This is a genomic window from Asticcacaulis currens (assembly GCF_028550395.1).
GTDB lineage: Bacteria > Pseudomonadota > Alphaproteobacteria > Caulobacterales > Caulobacteraceae > Asticcacaulis > Asticcacaulis currens.
The window spans coordinates 77,530-89,020 of sequence record NZ_JAQQKW010000013.1; the positions used below are offsets into that span (position 1 = coordinate 77,530).

Annotated in this window: 14 protein-coding genes; 8 read left to right on the forward strand and 6 right to left on the reverse strand. The window is 61.5% G+C overall.

The window, feature by feature from the left end; translation table 11 throughout:
* Positions 1-56: 56 nt before the first annotated feature.
* Complete coding sequence (gene ung / locus PQU94_RS16860; RefSeq protein WP_272742600.1) at positions 57-770, reverse strand: uracil-DNA glycosylase; 714 nt, start codon at positions 768-770, stop codon at positions 57-59.
* Positions 771-952: 182 nt separating this feature from the next.
* On the opposite strand from ung, the gene PQU94_RS16865 reads away from it, so the two are divergent.
* Positions 953-1,471, forward strand: coding sequence for a superoxide dismutase family protein (locus PQU94_RS16865; RefSeq protein ID WP_272742601.1), 519 nt, complete (start codon positions 953-955; stop codon positions 1,469-1,471).
* Positions 1,472-1,629: 158 nt separating this feature from the next.
* Here PQU94_RS16865 and PQU94_RS16870 read toward each other — a convergent pair whose 3' ends face one another.
* Both PQU94_RS16870 and PQU94_RS16875 read right to left on the reverse strand, forming a co-directional pair.
* Entirely contained in the window at positions 1,630-2,247 is a 618-nt protein-coding gene (locus PQU94_RS16870; RefSeq protein WP_272742613.1) for a pseudouridine synthase, read from the reverse strand.
* On the reverse strand, positions 2,247-2,933 hold the full coding sequence (locus tag PQU94_RS16875) for a peptidoglycan DD-metalloendopeptidase family protein (RefSeq protein ID WP_272742602.1): 687 nt from the start codon (positions 2,931-2,933) through the stop codon (positions 2,247-2,249). Before PQU94_RS16875 ends, PQU94_RS16870 begins: the two co-directional genes overlap by 1 nt.
* A 105-nt stretch (positions 2,934-3,038) precedes the next feature.
* Here PQU94_RS16875 and PQU94_RS16880 point away from each other — a divergent pair, with 105 nt between their 5' ends.
* The gene (locus PQU94_RS16880) at positions 3,039-3,836 is read left to right on the forward strand and encodes a DUF72 domain-containing protein (RefSeq protein WP_272742603.1); all 798 of its coding nucleotides are present in this window, start codon (positions 3,039-3,041) and stop codon (positions 3,834-3,836) included.
* Entirely contained in the window at positions 3,833-4,927 is a 1,095-nt protein-coding gene (locus tag PQU94_RS16885; protein WP_272742604.1) for a hypothetical protein, read from the forward strand. The genes PQU94_RS16880 and PQU94_RS16885 overlap by 4 nt, the downstream gene beginning before the upstream one ends.
* Before the next feature lie 144 nt (positions 4,928-5,071).
* On the opposite strand, the gene PQU94_RS16890 is transcribed toward PQU94_RS16885, so the two are convergent.
* The gene (locus PQU94_RS16890; protein ID WP_272742605.1) at positions 5,072-6,997 is read right to left on the reverse strand and encodes a S9 family peptidase; all 1,926 of its coding nucleotides are present in this window, start codon (positions 6,995-6,997) and stop codon (positions 5,072-5,074) included.
* Between the two features lie 462 nt (positions 6,998-7,459).
* On the opposite strand from PQU94_RS16890, the gene PQU94_RS16895 reads away from it, so the two are divergent.
* Positions 7,460-8,002 carry a DUF4142 domain-containing protein gene (locus tag PQU94_RS16895; RefSeq protein ID WP_272742606.1) on the forward strand — a complete coding sequence of 181 codons (543 nt, stop codon included), beginning with the start codon at positions 7,460-7,462 and terminating at the stop codon, positions 8,000-8,002.
* Positions 8,003-8,092: 90 nt separating this feature from the next.
* Positions 8,093-8,635 carry a glutathione peroxidase gene (locus PQU94_RS16900; RefSeq protein WP_272742607.1) on the forward strand — a complete coding sequence of 181 codons (543 nt, stop codon included), beginning with the start codon at positions 8,093-8,095 and terminating at the stop codon, positions 8,633-8,635.
* A 66-nt stretch (positions 8,636-8,701) separates the two neighbouring features.
* On the opposite strand, the gene PQU94_RS16905 is transcribed toward PQU94_RS16900, so the two are convergent.
* Positions 8,702-9,073, reverse strand: a complete 372-nt coding sequence (locus PQU94_RS16905) for a helix-turn-helix domain-containing protein (RefSeq protein ID WP_272742608.1) — start codon at positions 9,071-9,073, stop codon at positions 8,702-8,704.
* 76 nt (positions 9,074-9,149) lie between these two features.
* The gene (locus PQU94_RS16910; protein ID WP_272742609.1) at positions 9,150-9,749 is read right to left on the reverse strand and encodes a helix-turn-helix domain-containing protein; all 600 of its coding nucleotides are present in this window, start codon (positions 9,747-9,749) and stop codon (positions 9,150-9,152) included.
* Between the two features lie 175 nt (positions 9,750-9,924).
* On the opposite strand from PQU94_RS16910, the gene PQU94_RS16915 reads away from it, so the two are divergent.
* From PQU94_RS16915 to PQU94_RS16925, 3 genes are read left to right on the forward strand one after another with little or no spacing between them, the layout of a single operon-like run.
* Positions 9,925-10,623, forward strand: coding sequence for a pirin family protein (locus tag PQU94_RS16915; RefSeq protein ID WP_272742610.1), 699 nt, complete (start codon positions 9,925-9,927; stop codon positions 10,621-10,623).
* Positions 10,624-10,839, forward strand: a complete 216-nt coding sequence (locus PQU94_RS16920) for an NF038104 family lipoprotein (protein ID WP_272742611.1) — start codon at positions 10,624-10,626, stop codon at positions 10,837-10,839.
* Positions 10,839-11,282 carry a COG3650 family protein gene (locus PQU94_RS16925; RefSeq protein ID WP_272742612.1) on the forward strand — a complete coding sequence of 148 codons (444 nt, stop codon included), beginning with the start codon at positions 10,839-10,841 and terminating at the stop codon, positions 11,280-11,282. Before PQU94_RS16920 ends, PQU94_RS16925 begins: the two co-directional genes overlap by 1 nt.
* Positions 11,283-11,491: the final 209 nt, after the last annotated feature.

An 11,491-nucleotide genomic window follows, 5' to 3' on the forward strand; every position in this document is an offset into this window, starting at 1 on the left:
GACAAAGCGTTTCCGATAAAATCCCCCCGCCGGTGCGTGTCTCCGGCGGGGGTTTTTTATGCGTCCAGAGGATTGTCCGGCAGCTTCCAGTCGATAGGCGTCACGCCCTGCGCCTTTAGCCAGTCATTGGTTTTGGAAAAGGGCCGGCTGCCCAGAAAGCCGTTGTGCGCCGACAAAGGCGACGGGTGCGCCGATTTCAGCACCAGATGGCGCGAGGCATCGACAAAGGCCGCTTTTTTCTGCGCATAGGCCCCCCACAGGATGAAGACGACGGGCTGCGGTAACGCATTGACGCGTGCAATCACCGCGTCGGTGAACCTTTCCCAGCCGCGCCCCTGATGCGCCGCCGCCTTGCCCTCCTCGACCGTCAGGACGCTGTTGAGCAGCAGCACCCCCTGCTTGGCCCAGTGTTCCAGAAAGCCATGCCGCGCGGGCGGGATGCCGAGATCGCTCTGCATCTCCTTGTAGATATTGACCAGAGACGGCGGGATGCGCACGCCCGGCCGCACGCTGAAACACAGGCCGTGCGCCTGACCTTCGCCGTGATAGGGGTCCTGCCCCAGAATGACGACCTTGACCTGATCGAGCGGCGTCAGGTCCAGCGCCCGGAAATACTCGCTGCCCTTGGGGAAGATGCGCTTGCCGTGGGCCTTTTCGTCTTTCAGAAAGGCCTTGAGCGATTGCATGTACGGGCTGTGGAATTCCGGCGTCAGCGCTGCCTTCCAGCCGGGTTCGAGGCTAATGCCGTCCGTTGCAGGCGTGGCGGTCATAATATCTATCCTTTGGCACGGTAAGACATGATGTGTGGTGCCGAGACCTGCCCCCGACTCTGCGCCCGCGTCAAGCCGACGGATCGTCTGCCTGTCCGCGTAAAACCGCACAGACCAATTGATAACCGTTCGCAAGCATGAGAGACTGCGAGCGGGCGGGACTGATGAGAGAAGGAATTTCCATGCGCACATTCGCATTCGCCGCGGCCGTGATCCTCGCCGCCACACCGGTCTTTGCCGCCCCGGCCACATCAGACCTGATCGGTAATGACGGCAAGACCATCGGCACCGTCACCGTCACCCCGGCCCCCAAGGGCGTCATCCTGCACATCGAAGCGACGGGCCTCAGCGAAGGCTGGCACGGCGTGCACTTCCATTCAAAAGGCGACTGCGGCGACACGGCCAAGTTCCAGAATTCCGGCGGCCACGTCCATGACGCCAGCCACGGCGCGCTGGTGCACGGCCTGCTTAACCCCGCCGCCAATGACGATGGCGACCTGACCAATATCTATGCCGGTAAGGACGGCGTGGCCAGGGCCGAAATCTTCTCGTCGCTGGTCAGCTATGAACCCACCCCTGGCAAGTCGGCCCTGAAAGACGCCGACGGCGCGGCGGTCGTTGTCCATGCTTCGCCCGACGACTATTCGAGCCAGCCCATCGGGGGTGCCGGGGCGCGCGTTGCCTGTGCGGTGGTGAAATAGCCGGTAAAAAAGCCCCTTCCAGGAGGCCGGAAGGGGCAGTGGCTCAGGGAAGTCACCCAGAAAAGACTTCAATGAGAACTCTCACCCCCTCACTATGACGCTACACGTATAGCGATCCCATCGGGGAAGCGCGCGCGCCCATAAGAAACCGGTAAATTTCAAAACGCGGGTGCGGCAGCGACCTCGATCCTGCGCCCGTCTGCCGGATGCGGAAATGCCAGATATTCGGCATGGAGCCGCAATCGCGGGCTGAGCGCGCGCACCTCATCCGGCGCATAAAACTCATCGCCCAGTATCGGATGGCCCAGCGCCATCATATGCACCCGGAGCTGATGCGAACGCCCGGTAACGGGCTCCAGCACCACCCGCGTGCGCCCCGCCTCGCGCGCCAGAACCGTGTAGCGGGTCAGCGAGGGTTTTCCGACCTCATGATCGACCTTCTGGCGCGGGCGATTGGGCCAGTCGCAGATCAGCGGCAGATCGACCTCGCCCTGCTCGGCGGCCACCTCACCAGCGACCTCTGCCACATAACGCTTGGCGACCTGTCGCTCCGCAAAGGCGATGGACAGGGCACGGTGCGCCTCAGCTCCCCGCGCCATCAGGATCAGGCCGGAGGTCGCCATATCCAGCCGATGCACAATCAGGGCGTCCGGCCACCGGGCCTGCACGCGCAGGGCCAGCGAGTCTTTGTTCTCCGGCAACCGTCCCGGCACAGACAGCAGGCCCGCCGGTTTATCGAAGACCAGCACGCTATCGTCGGCATAAAGCGGCGTCATCACAGGTGCGTCAGCCCCAAAAACGGCCTGGGGTCGGGGCAGACCTGTGTCCACAGGTCGCGCTCGGAGCGTTTAAAGACGCCGGGAAAGTCGCCCGACCGCCCGCCGAGATCGAGAATGACCTGAAAATGCAGGTGCGGCGACCAGCCGCCATTGACGCTGTCATCGCCCAGACGCGCCAGCCTGTCGCCCGCTTTGAACACCTTGCCAGCAAACAGACCGTCGAGACTATCGCGGCTGAGATGCCCGTATAGGGTCCAGAAGGTCAGGCCGGGCCGTGGTTCATGTTGTACAATAACAGTCGGGCCGTAGTCCTTGATATTATTGTTATCCTGAAACGAATGCACTGACCCGGACAATGGCGCAAACACCTCTGTTCCCGCCGCAGCGAACAGGTCGATCCCCAGATGCAGGGTACGCCGTTCGCCGCCGTCTCCGGCAAAGACGTCGCTGTCGTAAATCCCGCGATCCTCGTCATAGCCCCCGATGCGCAGCGGTTCACCCGCCGCCACGGCCCAGCCGCGCGGCATATCGCTCTCCCAGCCTTCGGCCCTCAGCCCTTCGGCATCGAGGCGGATGGAACGGGCGGTTTCAAGCCCCGCCATAATCCCGGCACTGGGTTCGGGGCGCTCAGCCAGCCACAGATGATAGGCGGCCAGCCGTTCGGAAGCAGTCACAGACATCATGGCGGCACTTTAGCGATAATAGCTGCGCGACCCTACCCCTTTTTCATACTGACAGCGCCTGTCCATTCGCCGTAGATAGTCGCCGTACCCTTCAAGGAGACAGGCATGAGCATCTATATCGGTATCGGCGGTTGGAACTTCGTGCCGTGGCGCGGCACCTTCTATCCCGACGGCCTGTCGCAAAAGAAAGAGCTGGACTATGCCAGCCGCAAACTGACCTCCATCGAGATCAATTCGACCTATTACGGCGCGCAGAAGCCGGAAACCTTCGCCAAATGGCGCGACGAGACGCCGGAGGGATTCATTTTTTGCGTCAAGGGCTCGCGCTACACCACCAATCGCCGCGTGCTGGCCGAAGCCGGCGAGTCGATTGAAAAATTCATCACCTCCGGCGTCACCGAACTGAAGGACAAGCTGGGGCCGATCAACTGGCAGTTCATGGCCACCAAAAAGTTCGACGCTGAGGATTTCGAGGCCTTTCTGAAACTTCTGCCCGATTCCTACGACGGGGTAAGCCTGCGCCACGCGGTTGAGGTGCGCAGCCCGACCTTTCAGACGCCGGAATTTATCAACATGGCGCGCCACTACAAGGTCGCCGTGGTCAATGCCTTTGACGAAGACTTCCCGCAGATCGGCGATCAGACGGCAGACTTCGCCTATCTGCGCCTGCTGGGCACCGAGGAAAACGAGCCGATCGGCTATGCGCAAGCCGCGCTCGATGAATGGTCCGGGCGGCTGAAGGCCATCGAAACAGGTACAGTACCAGAGGATATTGCCTGCGTCGGCGAAAGAAACCGTCACGAAAACGGCGCTAAAAGGCGCGACGTCTTCGCCTATGTCATCAGCGGGGACAAGGTGAAGAACCCGCACGCCGCCATGGCCCTGATCGAGAGAGTGAAATGAAGCGCATCGCCCTGAGCCTCGTCCTTTTGAGCACCACACCGGTCCTGGCCGCCGAACCCCACGTGGCCGAGCGCGCACGCAAGGATTACAAGAGCTTGCAGCAAACCGCTCAGGAACTGACCGATCCACAGATCCGCGCGGCAACCGTTGACGCCTTGTCGCCAAACACATGCCTGCGCCATCGCGCCGGGCTGACCGCCGAAGGCAAGGCAGTCATTGTCACGCGACTGGCGGCGCGCGGCTTCGTCGCCGATACCGGCCCGCAGACCACCGCAGGGGTCTTCCCGCCGGTCACTGCCGAGGGCAGCGCGTGTCCCACCCTCGCTCAGCCGTTTGTGGCGGCGCCCGGCGGCCCCCTCCATTCGCACCACGGCTGGCCCGGCGGCTTACCGGAGCACGAACGCTTCAATCAGCGCTCCGGCGCGGCCCTGTCGGCGCTCTACAGCGAAAGCGCGGGCCTGCCGGTTGACGCCAGCCTCGTCTCGGCCGCCGCCCTGTGGCACGACTGGGCCAAGGCGCTGGTCTTCCAGTGGCAGGCCGACGGCACCACCCTGCCCGAACTGCGCATCGGCGGGGCCAATGGCACGGGCGCGCACCACGTGCTCGGCCTGTCTGAGAGCATGGCGCGCAAGCTGTCGCCGCGTCTGGTGATCACGCAGGCCTGCGCCCACACGGCACCGGTCGGTGACGGCGCGGCAAAGGTCGCCACCTGGCTGGAAGCTGCCGCCATCATCGCCCGCGTCGATCCGGTCAAGGCCGGGTATCTGCGAGAAGGCCCGAACGGTCTGGAGATCAACTGGAGCAACGGGGCGAGCGGCGAAACCGGCGTCTGGCGTGAATGCTTCATCCATAACGAATCCGACGCCGGCTATATCCATTCCGGCGCCGCCGAAAAGACCGCCGACACCGTGCTGGAAAGGCTGGCCCCACGCTTTGGCTATGACCCCAAGGTCAGCGGCTATCTGATGAAATTCCGCCACGTCGTGCTGGCCGAACTGGGGGCCGACCGCATTCAGGCCTTCGTCAGCGCGGGCGACGAAGCGGCGCTGGTGAAAGCGATCGAAGCGCTTAAGACTAAGGGCTTGCTGTAAATACCTCCTCCCCTGTAGAGAAGCGTACGGGGGAGGTGGCAGCGAATAAAAGGAGCTGACGGAGGGGGCCAAAACGACGGCTATGCCCCCTCTGCCTCGACAGGCTCGGCACTTCCCCTGCTAACGCAGGGGGAGGATGTTTCTTTACTCCCCCAGCAGCGTCTTCTGCCAGAACATCAGGCTGGTCCAGAACTGATAGTCCTGATTGGCCTTTTTGGCGAAGCCATGCCCTTCGTCCATGCCGACCAGATGCCAGGCCAGACCGCCGCGGGCGCGCACGGCTTCGACGATCTGATCGGCTTCCGACTTGGGTACACGCGGATCATTAGCCCCGGTGACCACCATCAGCGGCACCCGCAGCTCGCTGACCCGCGTCATGGGCGAAATCTCCAGCAGCTTGGCCTTCTGCTTCGGGTCACGCTCATCGCCATATTCGACACGGCGCAGATCACGGCGATAGCTTTGGGTATTTTCAAGGAAGGTCACGAAATTGGAAATGGCCACCACGCAATTGGCGCCTTTCAGACGCGCGCCATAACGGATCCCCACAGCATAACACATATAGCCACCGTAAGAGCCGCCCGTGACCGCAAACTTCGCGGCGTCGAGGCCGGCATCCTTTTCCAGCACATCGAGGAAGGCCCCGATATCCTTCACCGAATCCTCGCGCTTGAACGGCCCGTTATCGAGCGAGACGAAGCGCTTGCCAAAGCCGGTCGAGCCGCGCACGTTCGGATAGAAGATGGCGATGCCCAGTTCATTGAGCAGGTAGTTGTTGCGCCCGAGGAAACCGGTCGTCGATTGCCCTTCGGGGCCGCCGTGAATGTTAACAATCAGCGGCCGCTTGCCGGGGAATTTTTGGGGGTCCGGGCGATAGAGGAAGCCCGACACCTTTTCCTTGTCGAACGAGGTGACCTCGACAAATTCCGGCTCAACATTGACATTGGGGTCAAGCCCGCCCGTCTCCGACTGCGTCCAGCGCTTCACCGCCATGGTTTTGGGGTCGATCGAATAGGCGTCCGATGCCGCCTTGGCCGAAGCGACCGTGACGCCAATCTCTCCCCAGGGCGCGATGGCAAAACCGCCCACCGTGCCCTGCGGCAAGGCAGTGACCGGCGTGGATGTGCCCGTCTTCGGGTCCAGCAGTTTCAGGCGCGAGACCCCGGCCTCATTGACCGAATAGGCGATAAAGCTGCCGTCTTCGGCGATCTCGAAACTTTCGACATCCCATTTGGGCTCAGGCGATCTGGGCGTGAACTTGCCCGTCTTTATATCCAGAGTCCCCAGCCGCTTGAAGTCAGAGCCGCTATCCGATGTGACCCACAGAGTACCATCGGGCGCGAACTGCGCGCCGCTCCAGGCAATGTCCGTCTTCTGGTCGCCGATAGGCGTCATCTGACGCGTTTGCAGGTCTAACAGGAAGAGGTTGGACTTGGTGACCGAGATATATTGCGCGACCACCGCCGTTTTTTTGTCCGGTGCAAAGTCCGCGAAGCCCCAGCCGCCGCCACTGACCTGCGCCACCATACGGTCGGTCTTCGGATCGCGCGGGTTCATCACATAAAGGTCGGTATCGGCACCGTTGCGGCGGGTCGAACTATAGGCGATCAGCTCACCATCCTTGGAAAAGCCCTGAAACGTGTTGCGGCTCTTGCCGTCGGTCAGCAGGGTCAGCCGGCCGTCCTTGAGCGTATAGAGCTGAAAAAACTCATTGCCGCCCGTGTCCTTGGACACCAGCAGCACGTCACCCTTGGGCGAGAGGGTGCCGCCGACCGGCTCGGCCTCAAACGAGATCTGGGTGCGCGCCCCCATCGGCATCTTTACGCTATGCAGTTGCGCCGTATTACCGAAACGCGTCGAAATCAGCATCGAGCGATCGGTCGGGTCCCAGCCGCGGAAGCTGGCCGTGCGAAACTCCATATAAGGCCGTGTGGCCGCGACAATGCTGTCCGGGACGGCCGGAATACCATCGGCGATCAGATTGGCCGGCTTTTCGGCATCCGCCACAGCCATCATCGGCATGAGCGACACACCGGCAGCCAGAGCCACGGTCAACAGGGATTTACGCATGAAAAGAGCCTCCCACCTGAGAATGAGGACTGACTAAATCACAGTCCGGACGCATCTGAAACGGTTTTATCGGCAACCATCGCCCTGCAATCGTTACCACCTCAGGCTTCGGGGCATGGGGCACGGCGCTTTTTTTTCCAAAACGCGTTAAGACTCGAATTTACCGCCACCTTATCCGTGTTAACACATGCCGGATGTCATCCTTACCGGTCCGTCGTGTAGTCCTGTTATCCGGACGTTTGACCGTACACGGCACAATAAAGCGTCCTGATCGCCGAAAAGCGACCGGTTTATGGCCACTATTGCGCCGAATTACAGGCGCAGGGTCGCCCTGAAAACCCGATGGCCGAATGCCATGTCCTACTCATGATGGTCAGGGCTTGCGGACGGCTGATAAACAGACGCTGACGGCCTTCTTCAAAAACGCAGACAGTGTATCGTTTTTCACAAGGGGAGAGGTTCATGACCCCGCAACTGATGCCTGCCCGCCGCCCGTCCCACGCCCTTCCCCGCCTGAGCGCGGTCCGCCGGAGCCTGTCCGATGCGCCCGCACCCGATGTCGCGGATATCTTCGTCGGACTTGTGTCCCGCCTGAACGCCGTGGCGATCCAGGTGCATCGCACCGCCACCCTGCGCTCGGACTGCACCGACATACGCACCTATGCCCGGCACATGGGCGAAAGCCATGTGTGGCTGAATGAGGCCTTGCTGACGGCGCTGGAAAAGGCCGGATCGTCGCTGACGCCCGACTATGTGCCCTCGCCGGAGCAACAGCGCGATATCGACGCCCTGCAACTGAGTGAGACGGCGCGCTTCGATATCGACTATATCCGGTTCCAGAACCGGCTTTATCTCGACATGCTGAGCCTGTGCGAACGCTTCCTGCGCACGCGGCCCTCCATGGCCAATCTCAGCATCTATGCCCTGACCCTGTGCGACTATCTGCGTCATCACCTGACCCAGTTTGCCCCGACCTTGTCCCCGAAACAGGCCTCAGCCGCCTAAAAAACGCACCTCAACGGTCTGTGATCAAAGCGCATTTTCGTTTGCATAGGCGATGGGATCGCCTATCCTTCCTGTTCTATGGAGGGCCTGATGGGCGAACTTTATGATGTGCCGCTGAAGCGGATTGACGGTAGCGAAACCTCGCTGAACGCTTATGCGGGAAAGGTGCTGTTGATCGTCAATGTGGCGTCGAAATGTGGCCTGACCCCGCAATATGAGGCGCTGGAAGCCCTCTATCGCGCCAGACACGCTGACGGTCTGGAAATCCTCGGCTTCCCGGCCAACAATTTCATGGGGCAGGAGCCCGGCACGGATCAGGAGATTGCCAGCTTCTGTCAGACGGCCTTCGACGTGTCCTTCCCGCTGTTCTCCAAGATCAGCGTGGCGGGCCCGGACAAGCATCCGCTGTACGACGCTCTGACCACGGCCTGGCCGGACGCCACCGGGTCCGAGCTGATGCGCGAAAAGTTTGCAGGCTATGGCTTTCCCCCGACTCCGCGCGGCGAAGTCCTGTGGAATTTCGAGAAATTCGTGATTGGCCGCAAAGGTGACGTCGTGGCGCGCTTCTCCCCTGACGTGGCCCCGGACGATGTGCGCCTGATCGACGCCATCAACAAGGCGCTGGCGGCATAGAGCATTCGTCGGCTTAGTTGAGCTGCCGAATAGCTCTAAGTTTTTGTGGGGTCGCGCGACGCTACCTCAAGCGAAGGCCCGCGCTGCCATCAGCAGGGTATGCAGTTGCGAACGGCTGAGACGACGCAGTTCGGGCAGCAGGCGCGGCTGAGCGATATGCACGATCTGCGCATCGCGGTACCACGGCAGGTCGATGAGTGCGTGGGCCGTTGATGAGACGGGCGGCAGCAGGTCCATAGGGTGCGCCCCCAACTGTTCGCAAATCCGGATCAGCATGGAGCAACTGACGCGGTTGGCAGCTTTTTCGTACTTTTGCAACTGCTGAAAGGTGACGCCCAAACCCGCCGCCAGATTTTCCTGAGTCAGGCCGCGCGCCTTGCGGATCAGGCGGATATTCTGCCCCACCACCACATCAACCGGATGTCCTGTCTCTCGCATTAGTGCTCCTCCCTCGCCTGAACAAGGGTGGCGATACACGCACAGATTGTCAATTCATTTTATGCGTTTGATGCTTTTATTCACTCTCACTACGCAACACGATGGGATAGACCCCCGCAATATCGGCCATGGACAGGGTTTCCGTTACCCAACGATGGGCGGACTCTTCGGCCACCAGCCGCTCCACCCAAAGCTCGGCGGCCTGGCGCAGGTAGAAGCGCGGTAGAGAACGCCCGTCACGCAGGCGCACAATGACCCCCTCCCCCGGTTTCGGCGGACGCTCCGTATCGCAGATGGCAAAGGCACCGGCGCGCACATAGGGACTGAGCTCATTGGTGTCGATGCGTACCTGTTGCAGACCGGCGCGGTTAAACGCCGTCAGATCGACGCCAGCCGAGGCCGAAAGCCCCGGTCCCGTCGTGTCTTCGGTGGCATACGACATATCTGTCGCCAGCAGTTCCACCTCCGCCTCCAGATCGCGCAGCGTGAAGCCCAGCGCCCGCACGACTTTCGAGCGCACGGCCAGACGATCGAGGAAGGCGCGACTTTCCCCGCTTTCGTAACGCGCCCAGGTCGGCTGAGACGTACCGGCGGCCTCGGCGGCCTTGTCCTGCGACAGACGTGCGCGCATCCGCAACTGTGCCAGAGCCTGCCCGTAGATAAGCGCCTTGTCCAAATCTCGCCTCCTGCTTGCAGCATAGTGCCGCAAGCGAGCGCCGGACAACAGCCCTAATTCCACAGTCGAGTTGCTATTTTTGCAACGAAGCGTTTTTGATTGCTCCACTATTCGCAACACTGCATCCGTCTATATTGACGCTCAACAGCTACCCTTACTGCGAAAGGCCTAAGCCATGATCCAGCATCGTCCCTTTGAGAAGCTCTATAACGCCAAGCACGGCTGGCTGAACGCCCGTCATCATTTTTCGTTTGCCGACTATTACGACCCCAACAATATGGGCTGGGGGTCGATCCGCGTGTGGAATGACGACGAAATCGACTCGAAGTCGGGCTTTCCGCCGCACCCGCACGCCGACATGGAAATCATCACCTATGTGCGTGAAGGCGCCATCACCCACGAAGACAATCTGGGCAATCGCGGCCGCACCGAAGCCGGGGATGTTCAGGTCATGTCGGCCGGAACCGGCATCCGCCACGCCGAATATAATGTCGAGGACGTGCTGACCAAGATCTTCCAGATCTGGGTCATCCCCGACAAGCGTGGACACGCCCCGCGCTGGGGGGCCAAGCCCTTCCCCAAGGGCGACCGGGCGGGCAGGTTCGTGGCGCTGGCGTCCGGTTTTGATGATGATGCCGAGGCGCTGAAGATCAACACGCCGGCCCGTCTTCTGGGGGCAACGCTCCTGAGCGGCCAGTCGGAAAGCTACGCGCCGCAAAAAGGTCGTCATGTTTACGTGGTCTTAGCCGCCGGACGTGTTAAGCTTAACGGACTGGAGCTGAACGCGCGCGACGGGGCGGCCATCATCGACGAAGATGAGCTGACCTTCGAAGCGCTCGAAGACGCTGAAATTCTGCTTCTGGATGCCGCATAGATGCGACTGAAACCGCTCGTTACCCTCACGGCCCTGATCGGGCTCCCCCTCCTGCTTCAGGGCTGTGTCGCCGTGGCCGTTACCGGGGCTGCGGTCGGCACCGCCGTAGGGGTAACGGGCGCGGTCGTCGGCACCACCGGCAAAGTCATCGGCGCGGCTATTCCCGACGGGGATGACAAGAGAAAAGACAAGAAGAACAAGAAGGACGACGACTGATGCGCCTGACTGCCCTGGGGTCGGCTTCCCTGCTGGCTCTGTTTTCGCTGACGGCGTGCGGCTCGGAGGTCGAGAAGCCGCCCGAGCCCGAATCGACACAGGTCGATTCGCTGTCGGGTGTCGATCTGAACGCGCCGCTGAGCGTCATCGGAACAGAGCCCTTCTGGTCGCTGACACTCACCGAGCGGGACGTCACCTTTGAACGGCCGGGCGAAGAGGCGCAGGTCTTCCCGCGTCACCTGTTCGAGATCAATAAGGACAAGAGCGGCCCCAAGCGCGCCGAGCTGCTGTCCAACGAGATGAGCCTGACCCTGATCGCCCAGACCTGTTCCGACGGTATGAGCAACCGCACCTACCCGCTGACCGCCGAGGTCAATCTGGGCGACGAGGTGCTCAAGGGCTGCGCCACCCCGACCGCAAACCTTGAAAAGGACAAGCCCTGACCCACACCCAAGCCCGGAGATCGTCTTGGAGATGCCGGGCGTCGTTTCAATGACGATCCCAGGCAACAAAAAAGGCCTCCCGCAAAGGGATAATGCAGTTCACTTAAGGGCCGATACAGTTCTCTGGTCGTATTTTCTGGGCAGGGTTTTGACGACACGGGGGCATGATCGCCCCCGTTTTGTTGAGAGTAACAAATCGCCGAGTCTGT